General features: G+C 65.4%; 20 protein-coding genes. 15 read left to right on the top strand and 5 right to left on the bottom strand.

Annotated elements, in window-relative coordinates; translation table 11 throughout:
- The 4 genes from FAS41_RS31025 to FAS41_RS00015 all read left to right on the top strand — a co-directional run.
- The coding region (locus FAS41_RS31025) for a serine/threonine protein phosphatase (RefSeq protein WP_218939093.1) at nucleotides 1-464 on the top strand (464 nt) is incomplete at its 5' end.
- A gap of 197 nt (nucleotides 465-661) precedes the next feature.
- Entirely contained in the window at nucleotides 662-1,174 is a 513-nt protein-coding gene (gene pyrR / locus FAS41_RS00005) for a bifunctional pyr operon transcriptional regulator/uracil phosphoribosyltransferase PyrR (RefSeq protein ID WP_138519690.1), read from the top strand.
- A gap of 45 nt (nucleotides 1,175-1,219) precedes the next feature.
- A complete protein-coding gene (locus tag FAS41_RS00010) occupies nucleotides 1,220-2,224 on the top strand; it encodes an aspartate carbamoyltransferase catalytic subunit (protein WP_138519691.1) in 1,005 nt (334 codons plus the stop codon).
- A complete protein-coding gene (locus FAS41_RS00015) occupies nucleotides 2,221-3,492 on the top strand; it encodes a dihydroorotase (RefSeq protein WP_138519692.1) in 1,272 nt (423 codons plus the stop codon). Before FAS41_RS00010 ends, FAS41_RS00015 begins: the two co-directional genes overlap by 4 nt.
- Before the next feature lie 267 nt (nucleotides 3,493-3,759).
- Here FAS41_RS00015 and FAS41_RS00020 read toward each other — a convergent pair whose 3' ends face one another.
- The 5 genes from FAS41_RS00020 to pilT form a co-directional block, all read right to left on the bottom strand.
- Complete coding sequence (locus FAS41_RS00020; protein ID WP_138519693.1) at nucleotides 3,760-4,929, bottom strand: trans-sulfuration enzyme family protein; 1,170 nt, start codon at nucleotides 4,927-4,929, stop codon at nucleotides 3,760-3,762.
- On the bottom strand, nucleotides 4,926-6,299 hold the full coding sequence (locus FAS41_RS00025) for a pyridoxal-phosphate dependent enzyme (protein WP_138519694.1): 1,374 nt from the start codon (nucleotides 6,297-6,299) through the stop codon (nucleotides 4,926-4,928). Before FAS41_RS00025 ends, FAS41_RS00020 begins: the two co-directional genes overlap by 4 nt.
- Before the next feature lie 212 nt (nucleotides 6,300-6,511).
- Complete coding sequence (locus tag FAS41_RS00030) at nucleotides 6,512-6,916, bottom strand: NINE protein (RefSeq protein ID WP_138519695.1); 405 nt, start codon at nucleotides 6,914-6,916, stop codon at nucleotides 6,512-6,514.
- A gap of 92 nt (nucleotides 6,917-7,008) precedes the next feature.
- Nucleotides 7,009-8,154: a type IV pilus ATPase PilU gene (gene pilU, locus FAS41_RS00035; RefSeq protein ID WP_138519696.1), complete on the bottom strand. Its 1,146-nt coding sequence runs from the start codon at nucleotides 8,152-8,154 to the stop codon at nucleotides 7,009-7,011.
- Between the two features lie 103 nt (nucleotides 8,155-8,257).
- Nucleotides 8,258-9,292: a type IV pilus twitching motility protein PilT gene (pilT, locus tag FAS41_RS00040; protein ID WP_017520118.1), complete on the bottom strand. Its 1,035-nt coding sequence runs from the start codon at nucleotides 9,290-9,292 to the stop codon at nucleotides 8,258-8,260.
- Nucleotides 9,293-9,365: 73 nt separating this feature from the next.
- On the opposite strand from pilT, the gene FAS41_RS00045 reads away from it, so the two are divergent.
- From FAS41_RS00045 to hemW, 11 genes are all read left to right on the top strand, one after another.
- Nucleotides 9,366-10,055, top strand: a complete 690-nt coding sequence (locus FAS41_RS00045; RefSeq protein WP_138519697.1) for a YggS family pyridoxal phosphate-dependent enzyme — start codon at nucleotides 9,366-9,368, stop codon at nucleotides 10,053-10,055.
- A 29-nt stretch (nucleotides 10,056-10,084) separates the two neighbouring features.
- Nucleotides 10,085-10,918 (top strand): pyrroline-5-carboxylate reductase, encoded by an 834-nt coding sequence (gene proC, locus FAS41_RS00050; RefSeq protein WP_138519698.1) that lies wholly within the window; start codon nucleotides 10,085-10,087, stop codon nucleotides 10,916-10,918.
- A gap of 265 nt (nucleotides 10,919-11,183) precedes the next feature.
- Nucleotides 11,184-11,777, top strand: a complete 594-nt coding sequence (locus FAS41_RS00055) for a YggT family protein (protein ID WP_138519699.1) — start codon at nucleotides 11,184-11,186, stop codon at nucleotides 11,775-11,777.
- Nucleotides 11,778-11,783: 6 nt separating this feature from the next.
- Nucleotides 11,784-12,074, top strand: a complete 291-nt coding sequence (locus FAS41_RS00060) for a DUF167 domain-containing protein (RefSeq protein ID WP_138519700.1) — start codon at nucleotides 11,784-11,786, stop codon at nucleotides 12,072-12,074.
- A gap of 118 nt (nucleotides 12,075-12,192) precedes the next feature.
- Nucleotides 12,193-14,160, top strand: coding sequence for a dynamin-like GTPase family protein (locus FAS41_RS00065; RefSeq protein WP_138519701.1), 1,968 nt, complete (start codon nucleotides 12,193-12,195; stop codon nucleotides 14,158-14,160).
- Between the two features lie 98 nt (nucleotides 14,161-14,258).
- Nucleotides 14,259-15,398, top strand: coding sequence for a homoserine O-succinyltransferase MetX (gene metX, locus FAS41_RS00070; protein WP_138519702.1), 1,140 nt, complete (start codon nucleotides 14,259-14,261; stop codon nucleotides 15,396-15,398).
- Nucleotides 15,399-15,406: 8 nt separating this feature from the next.
- Nucleotides 15,407-16,027 carry a methionine biosynthesis protein MetW gene (metW, locus tag FAS41_RS00075; protein WP_138519703.1) on the top strand — a complete coding sequence of 207 codons (621 nt, stop codon included), beginning with the start codon at nucleotides 15,407-15,409 and terminating at the stop codon, nucleotides 16,025-16,027.
- Nucleotides 16,028-16,061: 34 nt separating this feature from the next.
- Entirely contained in the window at nucleotides 16,062-16,484 is a 423-nt protein-coding gene (locus FAS41_RS00080) for a DUF4426 domain-containing protein (protein WP_138519704.1), read from the top strand.
- The gene (gene rdgB / locus FAS41_RS00085) at nucleotides 16,481-17,074 is read left to right on the top strand and encodes an RdgB/HAM1 family non-canonical purine NTP pyrophosphatase (RefSeq protein ID WP_138519705.1); all 594 of its coding nucleotides are present in this window, start codon (nucleotides 16,481-16,483) and stop codon (nucleotides 17,072-17,074) included. The genes FAS41_RS00080 and rdgB overlap by 4 nt, the downstream gene beginning before the upstream one ends.
- Nucleotides 17,075-17,116: 42 nt before the next feature.
- Nucleotides 17,117-17,617 carry a DUF3916 domain-containing protein gene (locus FAS41_RS00090; RefSeq protein WP_138519706.1) on the top strand — a complete coding sequence of 167 codons (501 nt, stop codon included), beginning with the start codon at nucleotides 17,117-17,119 and terminating at the stop codon, nucleotides 17,615-17,617.
- A gap of 27 nt (nucleotides 17,618-17,644) precedes the next feature.
- Complete coding sequence (hemW, locus tag FAS41_RS00095) at nucleotides 17,645-18,799, top strand: radical SAM family heme chaperone HemW (protein WP_138519707.1); 1,155 nt, start codon at nucleotides 17,645-17,647, stop codon at nucleotides 18,797-18,799.
- Nucleotides 18,800-18,810 lie beyond the last annotated feature (11 nt).

An 18,810-nucleotide genomic window follows, 5' to 3' on the forward strand; every position in this document is an offset into this window, starting at 1 on the left:
TTGATCTATCTACCCAGTTGATTCGATCCGTCCTTTTAGGTCTACATACTCCTCTGTTTTCAGAGCGGTCCGGCTCAGCAAGCTACTTGATAGCACTCATAACCAATGGCCAACTAATCATCGGTTACGAAGGCGACTGCAGCTGCGGGCTGGTCGATACCGATGAAAGGATTGACTGGATTACATCGCCTCACTGTCTTGCCAACTGGCAGCGCAATCGATCACACCCAGAGTTGGCTCGCGATCCAGCTCGCAACAAGATCAGCCGAAGCTTCAGAGCAGGCAGAACACCAGACCCCGAGTTCGTGACTCGAGCCGCCACGCCCGGTCAGCGCTTGATCCTCGCAACGGACGGGTTTTGGGCCGAACTGAGCGAAGCGCGTCAGGCTGAAGCCCTGAGAGCACCCGAAATGGTTATTACAGACGTCGACGATGACGTCACCTGGGTGGACGTTCACCTTTAGCTTCATTACCTATCACCATCGACGGCATTGACGCAGCTTCAATAGTTCCTCCCTTGAGCGTGTAAACTGCCAATCCTTTACCGCTTCCGCTCGTTGGTTATTCCATAAGCCACGAGCTACGGACCAGTCCTTCCCGGAACGGTCCGCCCCGATGGCCGCCCGCGCCGGGTGGCCTCGCCAACCGAACCGGAGACGTCATGACCCTGCCCAGCCCCGCCGAACTCATCCCCCGCATGGCTACCGACCTGCGCAACTACCTGGCGCAGCGCGGGATCGACGCGCCGCGCTTCGTCGGCATCCACACCGGCGGCATCTGGGTCGCCCAGGAACTGCTCAAGGCACTGGGCAGCGACGAAATCCTCGGTATCCTCGACGTCTCCTTCTACCGCGACGATTTCACCCGCAGCGGCCTGCACCCACAGGTCCGTCCGTCGGAACTGCCCTTCGAGATCGACGGCCAGCATCTGGTCCTGGTGGACGACGTGCTGATGAGCGGCCGGACCATCCGCGCCGCGCTCAACGAGCTGTTCGACTACGGTCGCCCGGCCAGCGTGACCCTGGTCAGCCTGGTGGACCTGAACAAGCGCGAACTGCCAATTCGTCCGGATGTCGTCGGCGAAACCCTGTCATTGGCACCCAACGAGCGGGTAAAATTGCGCGGTCCCGCACCACTTGTCCTCGAGCGCACGCTTCTCAGCACCGCGCTGTAACTCCGCGCGCCCGGACCTCCACCTCCTACTTTCAGGGCCTGCCACATGCCGACCGACGCCAAGCGCCCGCTGCAGCTCAACGACCTGGGCCAGCTGCGCCACTTCCTCTCGCTCGACGGGTTGTCCCGCGAACTGCTGACTGAAATCCTCGATACCGCCGACTCCTTCCTCGAAGTCGGCGCCCGCGCGGTGAAGAAAGTCCCGCTGCTGCGCGGCAAAACCGTGTGCAACGTGTTCTTCGAAAACTCCACGCGCACCCGTACTACCTTTGAACTGGCCGCCCAGCGCCTGTCCGCCGACGTCATCTCGCTGAACGTGTCGACCTCCTCGACCAGCAAGGGCGAGACACTCACCGACACCCTGCGCAACCTTGAGGCCATGGCCGCCGACATGTTCGTCGTGCGTCACAGCGACTCGGGCGCCGCGCACTTCATCGCCGAGCACGTCAGCCCCAACGTCGCCGTGATCAACGGCGGCGACGGCCGTCACGGCCACCCGACCCAGGGCATGCTCGACATGCTCACCATCCGCCGCCACAAGGGCAGCTTCGAGAACCTCTCGGTGGCCATCGTCGGCGACATCCTGCACTCGCGGGTGGCGCGCTCCGACATGCTGGCGCTGAAAACCCTGGGCTGCCCGGACATCCGCGTCATCGCTCCGCGCACCCTGCTGCCCGTGGGCCTGGAAGAACAGTACGGCGTGAAAGTCTTCACCGATGCCAACGAAGGCCTGAAGGACGTCGACGTGGTGATCATGCTGCGCCTGCAGCGCGAGCGCATGGCCGGCGGCCTGCTGCCCAGCGAGGGCGAGTTCTTCAAGCTCTACGGCCTGACCCAGAAGCGCCTGCAGCTGGCCAAGCCGGACGCCATCGTCATGCACCCCGGCCCGATCAACCGCGGCGTGGAAATCGACTCTGCCGTGGCCGACGGCGAACAGTCGGTGATCCTCAACCAGGTCACCTACGGCATCGCCATCCGCATGGCCGTGCTGTCCATGGCCATGAGCGGCCAGAACGCCCAACGCCAGCTGGAACAGGAGGACGCGCAATGACCGTCAGTATTCGTGGCGCCCACCTGATCGACCCGGCCAGCGGCCTGGACAAGGTCTGCGACCTGCACATCGAGGCCGGCCGCATTGTCGCCATCGGCGACGCCCCCGCAGACTTCCACGCCGCCCAGGAAATAGACGCCGCCGGCCTGATCGCCGCGCCCGGCCTGGTCGACCTGAGCGTCGCTCTGCGCGAGCCGGGCTACAGCCGCAAGGGCAGCATCGAGAGCGAAACCCGCGCCGCCGCCGCCGGTGGCGTCACCAGCCTGTGCTTCCCACCGCAGACCAAGCCGGTGCTGGACACCTCGGCGGTCGCCGAGCTGATCCTCGACCGCGCCCGCGAGGCCGGCAACGCCAAGGTCTTCCCTATCGGCGCGCTGACCAGAGGCCTGGCCGGGGAGCAGCTGTCCGAACTGGTCGCCCTGCGCGACGCCGGCTGCGTGGCGTTCACCAACGGCCTGGCGCCGATGACGAGCAACCGCGTGCTGCTGCGCTCGCTGGAATACGCGGCGACCTTCGACCTGACCGTGATCTTCACCTCCCAGGATGCCGAACTGGCTGGCGACGGCATCGCCCACGAGGGCCCGACCGCCAGCTTCCGCGGCCTGGCTGGTATCCCGGAAACCGCCGAGACCGTGGCCCTGGCCCGCAACCTGCTGCTGGTGGAACAATCCGGCGTGCGAGCGCACTTCAGCCAGCTGACCAGTGCCCGTGGCGTCGAGATGATCGCCCAGGCCCAGGCCCGCGGCCTGCCGGTTACCGCCGACGTGGCGCTGTACCAGCTGATTCTCACCGACGAGGCGCTGGCGGACTTCTCCAGCCTGTACCACGTGCAGCCGCCACTGCGCTCGCGCAAGGACCGCGACGCCCTGCGCGAAGCGGTGAAGAGCGGGGTGATCCAGGCTATCGCCAGCCATCACCAGCCCCATGAGCAGGACGCGAAGAACGCTCCGTTCGCCGCCACCGATCCGGGCATCAGCAGCGTCGAGCTGCTGCTGCCGCTGGCCATGACCCTGGTGCAGGACGGCCTGCTCGACCTGCCGACCCTGCTCGCACGCCTCTCCAGCGGCCCGGCCGCCGCCCTGCGCCTGCCGGCCGGCAAGCTGGCCGTGGGGGCTGCGGCAGACGTGGTGCTGTTCGAAGCCGAAGGCCAGACCCTGGTGGGCGAGACCTGGCACTCCCGTGGCCAGAATTGCCCGTTCCTCGGCCACTGCCTGCCGGGCGTGGTGCGCTGCACCCTGGTGGACGGACATATCGTCCACGCGGTGTAACGCCTCATCGCTCCATGAAAAAGCCCGCCGATTGGCGGGCTTTTTTATTGGGGCATCCGCAGGGAGCTCGGACGTAGGATGGGTGGAGCGGAGCGATACCCATGCTGTCGGTGCCGAAAATGATGGGTATCGCTTCGCTCTACGCCATCCTACGAAGGCGCAGACGTGCGCGGCTTCGCGCCCTTGTAGGAGCGAGCTTGCTCGCGAACCGCCCAGCCTCAGTGCCCGGAATGTTCGCGAGCAAGCTCGCTCCTACGAAAAGCCGTCCTAGATCATCGCCAGCGCCTTGGCCAGATCGGCACGCAGGTCCTCCACGTCTTCCACCCCCACCGACAGGCGAATCAGCGAATCGCCAATGCCCAGCGCCGCGCGGTTTTCCGGCGGGATGCTGGCGTGGGTCATGATCGCCGGGTGCTCGATCAGGCTTTCCACGCCGCCCAGGCTTTCCGCGAGGGCGAACAGCTGGACGTTCTCCAGGAAGCGCCGCGAGCCGGCGAGATCGGTGTCCAGGTCCAGCGAGATCATCCCGCCGAAGCCCTTCATCTGCGTACGCGCCAGTTCGTGCTGCGGATGCGAAGGCAGGCCGGGGTAATAGACGCGCTTCACCTGCGGCTGCTGCTCCAGCCATTTCGCCAGGTCGAGGGCATTGGCGCAGTGCCGCTCCATGCGTAGCGCCAGGGTCTTCACCCCGCGCAGGGTGAGGAAGGCATCGAACGGGCCGGCGATGGCGCCCACCGAGTTCTGCAGGAAGCCCAGGCGCTCGGCGAGATCGGGGTTGTCGCCGACGATGGCGATGCCGCCGATCACGTCCGAGTGGCCATTGAGGTACTTGGTGGTGGAGTGCACGACGATGTCGAAGCCCAGGTCCAGCGGGCGTTGCACGTACGGGCTGGCGAAGGTGTTGTCGGCCACGCAGAGGATGCCGCGCTCGCGGCAGGTGCGGGCGATGGCGGCCAGATCGGTCAGGCGCAGCAGCGGGTTGCTCGGGGTTTCCACCCAGACCATGCGCGTCTTGTCGGTCAATGCTGCTTCCAGCGCGCCGGGTTGGGCCAGATCGGCGAAGTGGAAGTCATGCCCGGCGCTACGCCGGCGCACCCGCTCGAACAGACGGAAGGTGCCGCCGTAGAGGTCGTTGCCGGAGACGATGTGCGAGCCGGCGTCGAGCAGCTCCAGCACCGCCGAAATCGCCGCCAGCCCCGAGGCAAAGGCGAAGGCCTTGCTGCCGCCTTCCAGGTCTGCCACGCAGCGCTCCAGCGCCCAGCGTGTGGGGTTGTGCGAGCGGCCGTAGTCCAGCCCCTTGTGCACGCCGGGGCTGTCCTGGCGATAGGTGGAATTGGCGTAGATCGGCGGCATGATCGCCCCGGTGGAAGGGTCCGGCTCCTGCCCGGCGTGGATCACGCGGGTGGCGAAACCGAGGCGGTCGTCGTGCTGGCTCATGCGAGGGTCCTCCGTAGATGGTTGAGCAGGTCGAAGCGGGTGATCAGGCCGTGGAAGCCCGAGGCGTCGGCGATGATCGCCACCAGGCCGCGCGCCAGCACGGCTTCCAGTTCGCCCAGGCTGGCGCCGGGGGCGAGGGTTTCCGGGGCGTCGCTCATGGCGCTGGCGACCTCGCGACGGTAGTGCGCCGGGTCGTCATGCACGCCCATGAGGATGTCGGATTCGTCGATCACGCCGACCAGCCGAGGCCCATCCAGCACGGGCAGTTGCGAGACATCCGCCAGGCGCATGCGCTGGAAGGCGGTAAGCAGGGTGTCGCCAGGGCCGACGCTGACCACCCGGCCCTCCTCGAAGCGCCGCGCGATGATGTCGCGCAGGTCGCCGTAGCGCTTGCGCTGCAGCAGGCCCTGGTCGGTCATCCACTGGTCGTTGTAGATCTTCGACAGGTAGCGCGTGCCGGTGTCGCAGACCAGGCTGACCACCCGCTTGGGTGCTTTCTGCTCGCGGCAGAAGCGCAGTGCGGCGGCCAGCAGCGTGCCGGTGGATGAACCGGCAGCGATGCCTTCGTTGCGCATCAGTTCGCGGGCGGTAGCGAAGCTTTCCTCGTCGCTGATCGAGTAGGCATGGCGCACGCTGGAGAGATCGGCAATCGACGGCACGAAGTCTTCGCCGATGCCCTCCACCGCCCAGGCGCCGGGTGTGCCGATGGCGCCGGAGCGCGAATACTCGGCCATGATCGAACCCACCGGGTCGGCCAGGACCATTTCCAGGTCCGGCTGGACCTTCTGGAAGAAGCGGGTCAGGCCGGTAAGGGTGCCGGCGGAGCCGACGCCGACCACCACGGCATCGAGGTCATGGCCGGTCTGCGCCCAGATTTCCGGGCCAGTGCCGGTCTCGTGGGCCAGCGGGTTGGCGGGGTTGTTGAACTGGTCGGCAAAGAAGGCGTTCGGCAGGTCTTTCGCCAGCCGCGCAGCGACGTCCTGGTAGTACTCGGGGTGCCCCTTGCCGACATCGGAGCGAGTGATGTGCACTTCGGCGCCCATGGCGCGCAGGTGCAGGACCTTCTCGGTGGACATCTTGTCCGGCACCACCAGCACCACCCGATAGCCTTTGGCGCGTCCCACCAGCGCCAGGCCCAGGCCGGTGTTGCCGGCGGTGGCTTCGACGATGACGCCGCCGGGCTTGAGCCGGCCGTCACGCTCGGCGGCCTCGATCATGGCGACACCGATGCGGTCCTTGATGGAGCCGCCGGGGTTCTGTGATTCGAGCTTGAGGAACAGGGTACAGGGTCCGGTATCGAAGCGGGTAACGCGGACCATGGGGGTATTGCCGATCAGATCGAGTACGGCAGGGCGGGATTCGTTGCTCATGGCAGCCACTCCTTCTGCGGCGCCACGGGGATCGCCCGACAGCGCCTGCTACTGTCCTCCTGACCTTAGGCGGGAGGCACAGGTCGCGCCAGGCGGCGCGACGAAAGAGAGCGGTGCAGCTTTTCGTAGGAGCGAGCTTGCTCGCGAACGAACCTCGTGCCATGCGGTTCGCGAGCAAGCTCGCTCCTACATAAAGATGGATCGGTGCGGGTTCAGATGCGCTGCGGCCCGTTGCGCTCGGATATCTGGCTGTTCAGCGTCCAGAAGTCGTACAGCACGCCGACCAGGAACAGGCCACCGGTGAACAGGTAGATGATACCGGTGATCCACTTGCCCATGTACATGCGGTGCACGCCGAACACGCCGAGGAAGGTCAGCAGGATCCAGGCGACGTTGTAGTCGACGCCGCCGGCGCGGTAGCGCTGGTCCGCCGCGTCATCCATGGAAGGGATCAGGAACAGGTCGATGATCCAGCCGATGAAGAACAGGCCCAGGGTGAAGAACCAGATGGTGCCGGTGATCGGACGGCCGTAGTAGAAACGGTGCGAGCCGGTGAAGCCGAAGATCCACAGCAGGTAGCCGATGACCTTGCTGTGGGTATCAGGGTTGGCGGACATGCCTTTCTCCCGTTGCGTGACAAGTTCATCAGCATAAACGAAAAGCCCGCACGGGGCGGGCTTCTCAGGCGCTATCGGCTTGGAAAGCGGAATCAGCGGAAACGGCGGCTGGGATCGTCCTCGCTCATTTCCAGGGTCAGCCCCTGGGTCATGGTGGTCAGGTGGTCGGCGTCGGTCTCCGAGCCCAGCTTGATCATCAGGCGCAGGTCGTTCGCCGAGTCGGCGTAGGCCAATGCATCCTCGTAGGTGATCTCGCCCTGGGTGTAGAGCTGGTACAGCGCCTGGTCGAAGGTCTGCATGCCCTGCTCGGTGGAGCGCTTCATCAGCGGCTTGAGCTCGTGCACTTCGCCCTTGCGGATCAGGTCGGCGGCCAGCGGGGTGTTCAGCAGCACCTCGATCACCGCGCGGCGGCCCTTGCCGTCCGGGGTTGGCACCAGTTGCTGGGCAACGATGGCCTTGAGGTTCAGCGAAAGGTCCATCCACACCTGGCCATGACGGTCGGCCGGGAAGAAGTGGATGATCCGCTCCAGCGCCTGGTTGGCGTTGTTGGCGTGCAGGGTCGCCAGGCACAGGTGGCCGGTTTCGGCGAAGGCCACGGCGTGGTCCATGGTCTCGCGCGAACGCACTTCGCCGATCATGATCACGTCCGGCGCCTGGCGCAGGGTGTTCTTCAGGGCCACCTCGAAGGTATCGGTATCCAGACCCACCTCACGCTGGGTGACGATGCAGCCCTGGTGCTGGTGGATGTATTCGATGGGGTCTTCGATGGAGATGATGTGGCCGGTGGAGTTCTTGTTGCGGTAGCCGATCATCGCCGCCAGCGAGGTGGACTTACCGGTACCGGTGGCACCGACGAAGATCACCAGGCCGCGCTTGGTCATCGCCAGCTTCTTGAGGATTTCCGGCAGCTTCAGGTCATCGATGGTCGGGATGTTGGTCTCGATGCGGCGCAGCACCATGCCCACCAGGTTGCGCTGGTAAAAGGCGCTGACACGGAAGCGTCCCACGCCGCGGGCGCTGATGGCGAAGTTGCACTCGTGGTTCTCGGCGAAGTCGCGGCGCTGCTGCTCGTTCATCACCGACAGCACGGTCTCGCGGGTCTGTTCCGGCGACAGCGCGGTCTTGGTGACCGGCAGCACCTTGCCGTTGACCTTCATCGAAGGCGGCACACCCGCCGTGATGAACAGGTCGGACGCTCCCTTTTCCACCATCAGGCGCAACAGCTTCTCGAATTCCATGATCTTTCTCGCCGAGTTCACGCTGACTACGACAGGGCTGTCGGATCACGAAGCGGGTGCGTGTGGCGCGCTCCGTGCGCCGGGCCGCGGGGGCCCGGTGGGGTTAGAAGTTTTCCGGGATCTTGGCTTTTTCTTTCGCCGCGTCACGGGTCACCAGGCCTTTGGCGACCAGCCCCTTGAGGCACATGTCGAGGGTCTGCATGCCGATCGCGCCGCCGGTCTGGATGGCGGAGTACATCTGCGCAACCTTGTCCTCGCGGATCAGGTTACGGATCGCCGGGGTACCGATCATGATCTCGTGGGCCGCGACACGACCGCCGCCGATCTTCTTCAGCAGGGTCTGGGAAATCACCGCCTGCAGGGATTCGGAGAGCATGGAGCGGACCATGGATTTTTCCTCGGCCGGGAACACGTCGACGATACGGTCGATGGTCTTGGCCGCGGAGGTGGTGTGCAGGGTGCCGAATACCAGGTGGCCGGTTTCCGCGGCGGTCAGCGCCAGGCGGATGGTCTCCAGGTCACGCATCTCACCCACCAGGATGATGTCCGGGTCTTCACGCAGTGCCGAACGCAGGGCCTCGTTGAAGCCCAGGGTGTCGCGGTGCACTTCGCGCTGGTTGACCAGACACTTCTTCGACTCGTGGACGAATTCGATCGGGTCTTCGACGGTGAGGATGTGGCTGTACTTGGTGTTGTTCAGGTAGTCGAGCATCGCTGCCAGCGAGGTGGACTTGCCCGAACCGGTCGGGCCGGTCACCAGTACCAGGCCGCGCGGCACGTCGGAGACGCGCTTGAAGACTTCGCCCATCCCCAGGTCTTCCATGGTCAGGACCTTGGAGGGAATGGTCCGGAACACGGCGCCGGCGCCGCGGTTCTGGTTGAAGGCGTTGACCCGGAAGCGGGCTACGCCCGGCACTTCGAAGGAGAAGTCGGTCTCCAGGAACTCTTCGTAATCCTTGCGCTGCTTGTCGTTCATGATGTCGTAGATCAGCGCGTGAACCTGCTTGTGCTCGAGCGGCGGCAGGTTGATGCGGCGGACATCGCCGTCGACGCGGATCATCGGCGGCAGGCCGGCCGAGAGGTGCAGGTCCGAAGCGCCCTGCTTGGCGCTGAAGGCGAGCAGCTCGGTAATATCCATGGGACTCCCCAATCAAGAGCAAGCAGGTAGAATGCCGCAGAACACGCAGCAGCCGGGCGGAAAAGCGACGGTAATGTCCACGATAGCAGAGAATATTGCAAAGGTTCGCGTACGAATCCGTGAGGCGGAACAAGCGAAAAATCGCACGCCTGGCTCGGTGCAGTTGCTTGCCGTGAGCAAGACCAAACCCGCCGCCGCCATCCGCGAAGCGTATGCCGAAGGCCTGGCCGATTTTGGCGAGAACTACCTGCAGGAAGCGCTACTCAAGCAGGCCGAGCTGGCCGACCTGCCGCTGACCTGGCACTTCATTGGCCCCATCCAGTCGAACAAGACCCGGCCCATCGCCGAGCACTTCGACTGGGTGCACTCGGTGGACCGCCTGAAAGTCGCCCAGCGCCTCTCCGAGCAGCGCCCGGCGAACCTGCCGCCGCTGAACGTGCTGCTGCAGGTCAACGTCAGCGGCGAGGACAGCAAGTCCGGTTGCGCCCCTGCGGAGCTGCCCGCCCTCGCCCAGGCGGTGGCGCAACTGCCCCACCTGAAACTGCGCGGCCTGATGGCGATCCCCGAACCCACCGAGGACATTGCCGCGCAGCACGCCGCCTTTGCCCGCCTGCGCGAGCTGATGCAAGCCCTGAACCTCGGCCTGGACACCCTGTCCATGGGCATGAGCCACGACCTTGAAGCCGCCATCGGCGAGGGCGCCACCTGGGTGCGGATCGGTACCGCCCTGTTCGGCGCCCGCGACTACGGCGCCTCGCACTGACGCACTGAATGAATAAAGGAAGAGACTCCATGAGCAGCACCCGCATTGCCTTCATCGGCGCCGGCAACATGGCCGCCAGTCTCATCGGCGGCCTGCGTGCCAAGGGCGTGCCGGCCGGCAATATCCGCGCCAGCGATCCGGGCGCCGAACAGCGCGCGAAGATTGCCGCCGAGCACGGCATCGAAGTGGTCGGCGACAACGCCAGCGCCGTGGCAGGTGCCGACGTGGTGGTCCTGGCGGTCAAGCCGCAGGTCATGAAGGACGTCTGCCTGGCGCTGGCGCCAGCGCTGACCGACAACGCGCTGATCGTCTCCATCGCCGCCGGCATCCCCTGCGCCAGCCTCGAGCGCTGGCTGGGCGAGGTGAACGGCCAGCCGCGTGCCATCGTCCGCTGCATGCCCAACACCCCGGCGCTGGTCGGCCTGGGCGCTAGCGGCCTGTACCCCAACGCCAGCGTCAGCGCTGCCCAGCGCGAGCAGGCGCAGCAACTGCTGAGCGCCGTGGGCATCGCCCTGTGGCTGGACGAGGAGCGGCAGATCGACGCGGTCACCGCCGTCTCCGGCAGCGGTCCGGCCTACTTCTTCCTGCTGATGGAAGCCATGACCGCCGCTGGCGAGAAACTCGGCCTGTCCCGCGAAGTCGCCGGCCAACTGGCCCGCCAGACTGCCCTGGGCGCCGCGCAGATGGCGACCACCAGCGATGTCGACCCGGCCGAACTGCGCCGCCGCGTGACCTCACCCAAGGGCACTACCGAAGCGGCCATCACCACCTTCCAGGCCAATGGCTTCGAGGCACTGGTGGAGAAAGCCGTGGGCGCTGCCGACCACCGCTCCGCCGAGCTGGCCGAGCAACTGGGCCGCTGATTGCGATGACGCACGCCGCCCGGCGACCAGGGAAGGTCGCACTGCCCCTCAGCTTCGCCCTGCCGCGCAACCTGGTCGCGGCCCCGGCCCGTCGGCGCCACGCTGATGGCCTGCCGGGGTTGAATTTGCACGTGACGAAACACACTTACACGCGACCGGCGACGATGAATTCCCTACAGTATGGCGTTACAGCGCCGTCGTTGACCGACCGCCCGATCCGCCCGGCCCTGCGCGCCGGCGCCCAACGTTTACCAAGGACCGCCCAATGACCGGACTTTCCACAGCCGCCATCTATGTGATCCAGACACTTGGCAGCCTGTACCTGCTGATCGTGCTGCTGCGCTTCATCCTGCAACTGGTCCGCGCCGACTTCTACAACCCGCTCAGCCAGTTCATCGTGCGCGCCACCAAGCCGCTGCTGAACCCGCTGCGCAAGGTCATCCCCGGTTTCGGCGGCATCGACTTCGCCTCGCTGGTGCTGGCGATCCTGGTCCAGCTGGTGCTGATGGTCGTCACGCTGACCCTGATGGGCTATGGCGTGGGCGGCTATATCCTGCAACTGCTGGTGTGGTCGATCATTGCGGTCACCTCGCTGTTCCTGAAGGTGTTCTTCTTCGCCCTGATCATCAGCGTGATCCTCTCCTGGGTCGCCCCGGGCAGCCACAACCCCGGCGCCCAGCTGGTGAACCAGATCTGCGAACCGTTCCTGGCGCCCTTCCGCAAGCTGCTGCCGAACCTGGGCGGGCTGGATATCTCGCCGATCTTCGCGTTCATCGCGCTGAAGCTGATCGACATGCTGGTGATCGGCAACCTGGCCGCCATGACCGGGATGCCGCAGATTCTCAGCCCCTTCATGTAATCCGGCATGCCGTTCTATCACTGGGACGGCGAGGACCTGATCCTCGACTGCCACCTGCAGCCCAAGGCGAGCCGCGACGAGTTCGCCGGGCTGCACGGTGAGCGCCTGAAGATCCGTCTCACCGCGCCGCCGGTCGAGGGCAAGGCCAACGCCCACCTGCTGGCCTTCCTCGGCAAGGCCTTCGGCGTACCGAAAAGCGCGGTGAAGCTGGAAGGCGGTGAACTCAACCGCCAGAAGCGCGTACGCATTCCCCGCCCGACGAAACTTCCGGCAGAACTCGGGATAGCCGCTCGGTAGCCTTGGCCGACCTTACGTGTAGGAATGTGCTGTAGGCCAATTGCTATTCCTACACTCCGTCGCATAATCCACGCCATCCATTCCCCGCGTAGGACGCGCCAGCCCAAGGAACGCCCGGATGAGCATGGAACGTCTCAGTCAGCAGATCGATGCCTACGTCACCTGGAAGCGCGAGCTGGTCCGCGAGATCACCCGCTATCGCAGCTGGCTGGAGCGCGCCCGGCTGAATACCCCGGAAATCGAAAACCGGCTCGAACGCACCCTGCGCCTGCTGCGCGTCGATCACATCACCCTGGCCTTCGTCGGCGAGTACTCGCGAGGCAAGACCGAGCTGATCAACAGCCTGTTCTTCGCAGGGTTTGGCCGGCGCATGCTGCCCTCCCAGGCCGGGCGCACCACCATGTGCCCCACCGAACTGTTCTTCGACCCGCGTTCGGAGCGCCCCTATATCCGCCTGCTACCCATCGAGACCCGCGTCGCCGATGCCAGCGTGGCGCAGTTCAAGCGCATCCCCCGGCACTGGGTGAACATCCCGCTGGATACCTCGGACCCGGCGAACATGGCCGAAGCCTTCGCCCAGGTCGCCAAGACCAAGCCGCTACCGGTGGAACAGGCGATCCAGCTGGGCTTCCACCCGGACATGCTCGAAGCCACCGACAAGCCCGGCATCGTCCTGGTGCCGGCGTGGCGCCACGCGCTGGTCAACTTCGACCACCCGCTGCTGCGCCAGGGCCTGCGCATCCTCGACACCCCCGGCCTGAACGCCTTGGGCAGCGAGCCGGAGCTGACCTTGTCGATGCTGCCCAGCGCGCAGTCGATCCTCTTCCTGCTGGCCGCCGATACCGGCGTCACCGCTTCCGACATGGCGATCTGGCAGGACCACGTGCGCCAGCTCGGCGAGGACGGCCACACCAGCCTTTATGCGGTGCTGAACAAGATCGACGTGCTCTGGGACGACCTGGCTGGCGATGCCTTCGTGCAGAACGCCATCCGCCACATCCAGGACACCACCGCTCGCCAGCTGGGCATCGCCCGCGAAGACGTGCTGCCGCTGTCGGCCAAGCAGGCGCTGCTGGCCAAGGTGCGCGGCGACCGCGAACTGCTCGCACGCAGTCAGATGGAATCCCTGGAAGAGCTGCTTTGCGAACGCATCGTCGCGCAGAAGGAGCGCCTGCTGGAGAGTGCCGTGGTCGGCCAGGTGCTGGCGCTGGTCAACAACAGCCAGCACAGCCTGCGCGTACGCCTGGACAAGGTGAAGGAGCAGCAGGCGCTGCTCAACGACCAACAGCAGGACAGCGGCCAGCTGCTGTTCGAGCTGACCGCGCGGACCAAGGACGATCACAACCTGCACCACAAGCGCCTGCTCAGCCTGAAGACCAACCAGCGCCTGTTGCGCCACCAGGGCGAGCAGCTACGCGAAGCGGTGCGCGCCGAACGCCTAGAACAGCACCTCAAGCGCGTCCACGAAAAGCTGCGCGGCAGTTGGACCACGGTCGGCATCAACCAGGCCATCCTGCAGTTCTTCCGCACCGTGGAAGGCGACCTGGTCGCCATGGAACATGAAGCGGAAACCGCCAACCGCATGGTCGCGGCCATCTACCAGCGGCATAACGAAGAGAACCCGCTCAACGCCCTGGATGCTCCGCAGTTCCGCGTCCAGCGCTACCTGCGCGATCTCGCCAAGCTGCAGGAGAAGGCCGACCGCTTCCGCCTGCATCTCAAGACCCTGCTCACCGAGCAACGCCTGCTGACCCGGCGCTTCTTCGCCACCGTCGCCCAGGAAGTCATCGGCCTGCACCAGCGTCTGCGCGAGGAAGCCGAGCAATGGGCGGCCGACGCCCTGATGCCGCTGATGCAGTACAGCCTGGAGCACAAGCAGATGCTGGAAACCCACATGCTGCGCCTGAAGGCCCTCGCCCAGGAAACCCAGCAGGCGCGCCAGCGCTCGCTGCTGCTGGGGCGCTATACCGAAGAACTGGAACAGCAGCTCGCCGAGGCCACCGATATCCTCCGCCAGCTGCGTCGCCCGGCACCGCTGCAGCGCCAGGCCAAGGTCGTCACCCTGCCCACCTCCCAGCGCGCCTGAAAGCCGCGCCACGCCCGCCCTGCCCCTTCCGAGTGCGCTTGCCGCAGGGGGCGGCGCTCTTTAGACTGGCCGTCCTTTTTTATTCATGAGCTGGGTCGATGCCAACAGTCTTCCCCGAAGATTCCGTCGGTCTGGTCACCCCCCAGACGCTGCAGTTCAACGAACCGCTGCCCCTGGCCTGCGGCAAGACCCTGCCCGAATACCAGCTGGTGATCGAGACCTACGGCGAGCTGAACGCCACGGCGAGCAACGCCGTGCTGATCTGCCATGCACTCTCCGGCCACCACCACGCTGCCGGCTACCACAGCGAAGACGAGCGCAAGCCAGGCTGGTGGGATAGCTGCATCGGCCCGGGCAAGCCCATCGATACCCGCAAGTTCTTCGTCGTGGCGCTGAACAACCTGGGCGGTTGCAACGGCTCCACCGGACCGACCAGCCTCAACCCCGCCACCGGCAAGACCTATGGTGCGGACTTCCCGGTCGTCACCGTGGAAGACTGGGTCAACAGCCAGGCGCGCCTGGCCGACCGCCTCGGCATCCAGAGCTGGGCCGCCATCGTCGGCGGCAGCCTGGGCGGCATGCAGGCGCTGCAGTGGACCATCAGCTACCCCGAGCGCGTGCGCCATTGCCTGTGCATCGCCAGCGCACCCAAGCTGTCGGCGCAGAACATCGCCTTCAATGAAGTCGCGCGCCAGGCGATCCTCTCGGACCCGGAGTTCTTCGGCGGCCACTTCCAGGAGCACGATGTGATTCCCCGGCGCGGCCTTCGCCTGGCGCGCATGGTCGGGCACATCACCTACCTCTCCGATGACGCCATGGGCGCCAAGTTCGGCCGCGACATGAAGTCGGAGAAGCTCAACTACGACCTACACAGCGTCGAGTTCCAGGTGGAAAGCTACCTGCGCTACCAGGGCGAGGAGTTCTCCACCCGCTTCGATGCCAACACCTACCTGCTGATGACCAAGGCACTGGACTACTTCGACCCGGCCGCCGCCCACGGCGACGACCTGGCGCGTACCCTCGCGGGGGTGAAGGCGGACTTCTGCCTGATGTCCTTCACCACCGACTGGCGTTTCTCTCCGGCGCGTTCGCGGGAGATCGTCGACGCGCTGCTGGCGGCGAAGAAGAACGTCAGCTACCTGGAAATCGATGCACCGCAGGGCCACGACGCCTTCCTGATGCCGATTCCGCGCTACCTGCAAGCCTTCAGCGGTTACATGAACCGCATCAGCGTATAAGGACCACCATGCGCGCCGACCTGGAAATCATCCAAGACTGGATCCCCGCCGGCAGCCGCGTGCTCGACCTGGGCTGCGGCGACGGCGAGCTGCTCGCCTGGCTGCGCGACCACAAGCGGGTCGGCGGCTATGGCCTGGAGATCGATTCGGACAAGATCGCCAAATGCATCGAACGTGGCGTGAACGTCATCGAACAGGACCTGGACAAGGGCCTGGGCAATTTCGCCAGCGACAGTTTCGACGTCGTGGTGATGACCCAGTCGCTGCAGGCCCTGCGCTACCCGGACAAGGTGCTGGCGGAGATGCTGCGTGTAGGCAAGACCTGCATCATCACCTTCCCCAATTTCGGTCACTGGCGCTGCCGCTGGTACCTCGCGCGCAATGGCCGCATGCCGGTGTCGGAGTTCCTTCCGTACACTTGGTACAACACGCCGAACATCCACTTCTGCACCTTCCGCGACTTCGAGGCGCTCTGCCACGAGCAGCACGCGAAGGTGCTGGACCGTCTGGCGGTAGACCACGAGCACCAGCATGGCTGGGCCTCGAGAATCTGGCCTAATCTGTTGGGTGAGATCGGCATCTACCGAATCAGCGGCGCTGGCGTGCAAGACCACCGCATCGCCGTCTGATCGCGGCTATCTGATAGAGCCCGGGAGAAACATCATGCGCCGCCTGCTTACCTTCCTCGCCTGCCTGGTCCTCGCCCTGCCCGCCTTCGCCGAACAGGTGAAGCGCCTGGGTGACCTGCAGGTGCACTACAGCGTGTTCAACTCCAGCTTCCTCCAGCCCAATGTCGCGCAAGCAGTGGGCGTGGTGCGCAGCAAGGCCCAGGGCGTGGTCAACATCGTGCCGCTGGACGCCAGCGGCAAGCCGGCCAACGCCACCGTCGCCGGCTCCGCCAAGAACCTGATGGGCCAGACCATTCCCCTGACCTTCAAGCGCGTGGTCGAGGAAGGCGCCGTCTACAACCTGGCGCAGTTCCCTATCGAAGGCCGCGAAACCCTGACCTTCTCCATCCAGGTCCAGTCCGGAGGCGAAGCCCCGCAAAGCTTCGACTTCATGCAGGAAATCTTCCCCGACGAATGATCAAGCTCGAACAACTGGTGCTGGCCAGTCACAACGCCGGCAAGCTCAAGGAACTCCAGGCCATGCTCGGAGCCCACGTGAAGGTGCGCTCCATCGGCGAGTTCAGTGACGTGGAGCCGGAAGAGACCGGGCTGTCCTTCGTCGAGAACGCCATCCTCAAGGCCCGTAACGCCGCGCGCATCTCCGGCCTGCCGGCGCTGGCCGACGATTCCGGCCTGGCGGTGGACTTCCTCGGCGGCGCGCCGGGCATCTATTCCGCGCGCTACGCCGACGGCAAGGGCGACGCGGCGAACAACGCCAAGCTACTGGACGCCCTTAAGGACGTGCCGGACGAGCAGCGCGGCGCCCAGTTCGTCAGCGTTCTGGCCCTGGTCCGCCACGCCGACGACCCGCTGCCGATCCTCTGCGAAGGCCTCTGGCACGGCAGCATCCTGCGTGAAGCCCGCGGCGAACACGGCTTCGGCTACGACCCGCTGTTCTGGGTACCAGAAGCCGAGTGCTCCAGCGCCGAGCTGCCACCCGAACGCAAGAACCAGATCAGCCACCGCGCCCGTGCGATGGCCCTGCTGAAGCAGCGGCTGGGTCTCTGATTGGGACGGCGCTTCCTCTTCAGCGAAAAGAAACTTCGCGGGGTGAAGCGCCGCTTGCGCGCACTTCAACAGTGGGCCGATAGCTTTCAGGGTTACTTCCCAACCGACCTCCCGCCCACTGAGCGCTATTGGAACTGGAAGATTCCGGTCCAGGCCAATCTCGTCATGGGGCGCTACACGACGCCGGAGATCCAGGCGCAGTGTGCACAATCCCTGATCGATGCCTGTCAGCACCTGATGCAGAACAAAACCGGGGCCGCCAAGAACTGGCGGGTAACTGCTGTTATCTGCCTTCCGGACTTCTTCACCAGCGAGATCTGCATCTTCAAGGACGAAAGTTACTTCGACAGCCATACACAAGAAGCGGAGAGCCCATGCGGCACTAGCAGCCACCTGAACTCCAGCCTCGCCGAAGACTGGCAGCTGCAACTGGCCCCCGGCAGTTCGGAACTCGGCGTTCATATTGATTATACCGACCCCGACCAACCCAGTGGACGCTTTGTCTGCCAACGCTGGTACTTTGGCGAAGTCATGCCACGATAGTCCCCCCAACGATTCAAGCCTGCCACTGTGCCCAACAACTCAGCTTTCCAACTTCCCCCGCTGTCCGCGTACGTACATATCCCCTGGTGCGTGCGCAAATGCCCCTATTGCGACTTCAACTCCCACGCTGCCGGCCCGGAGCTGCCCGAGGACGCCTATGTCGAGGCGCTGCTGGCGGACCTGGCGGCAGATCGCGACTACGTGCACGACCGCAAGCTGACCTCGATCTTCTTCGGCGGCGGCACGCCCAGCCTGTTCTCAGCCAACGCTCTGGGCCGCATCCTGGAGGGCCTGGAGCGGCAGGTCGGATTCGAGAGCGACATCGAGATCACCCTCGAAGCCAACCCGGGAACCTTCGAGCAGGCGAAGTTCGCCGACTACCGAAAGCTGGGCATCAACCGGCTGTCCATCGGCATCCAGAGCTTCCAGGCCGAGAAGCTCAAGGCGCTGGGACGCATCCATGACGGCGACGAAGCCGTGCGCGCCGCCGAAATGGCCCGCCGCGCCGGTTTCGACAATTTCAACCTGGACCTGATGCACGGCCTGCCCGAACAGAGCGTCGCCGATGCGCTGAGTGATCTGCGCCAGGCTATAGCTCTCGCGCCGACGCACCTGTCCTGGTACCAGCTGACCATGGAGCCGAACACGGTGTTCTGGAGCCAGCCGCCGGAACTGCCCGAGGACGACCAGCTTTGGGAAATCCAGGAAGCCGGCCAGGCGCTGCTCGCCGAGGCGGGCTACGACCAGTATGAAACCTCGGCCTATGCCCGTGACGGCAAGCGCGCACGGCACAACCTGAACTATTGGACCTTCGGCGACTTCCTCGGCATCGGCGCCGGCGCCCACGCCAAGCTGAGCACCCCGCAAGGCCGCATCCTGCGCACTTGGAAGACTCGCTTGCCGAAGGACTACCTGAACCCGGAAAAACCCTTCCAGGCCGGCGAGCGCGACCTTGAAGCGGACGACCTGCCCTTCGAGTTCATGATGAACGCCCTGCGCCTCACCGAAGGCGTGCCGGCAGCGACCTTCACCGAGCGTACCGGCCTGCCGCTGTCGGCCATCGAAGAAGCCTGCCGCCAGGCGCGCAAGGACGGCCTGTTGGTTGAGGACCCGCAACGACTGGCCCCCACCGAGCGCGGACAGCTGTTCCTCAACGACCTGCTGCAGCGCTTCCTGCCCTGAGCCCCTGACGC

Origin of the sequence: Pseudomonas nicosulfuronedens (assembly GCF_005877905.1) — a bacterium.
GTDB classification, from domain to species: domain Bacteria; phylum Pseudomonadota; class Gammaproteobacteria; order Pseudomonadales; family Pseudomonadaceae; genus Pseudomonas; species Pseudomonas nicosulfuronedens.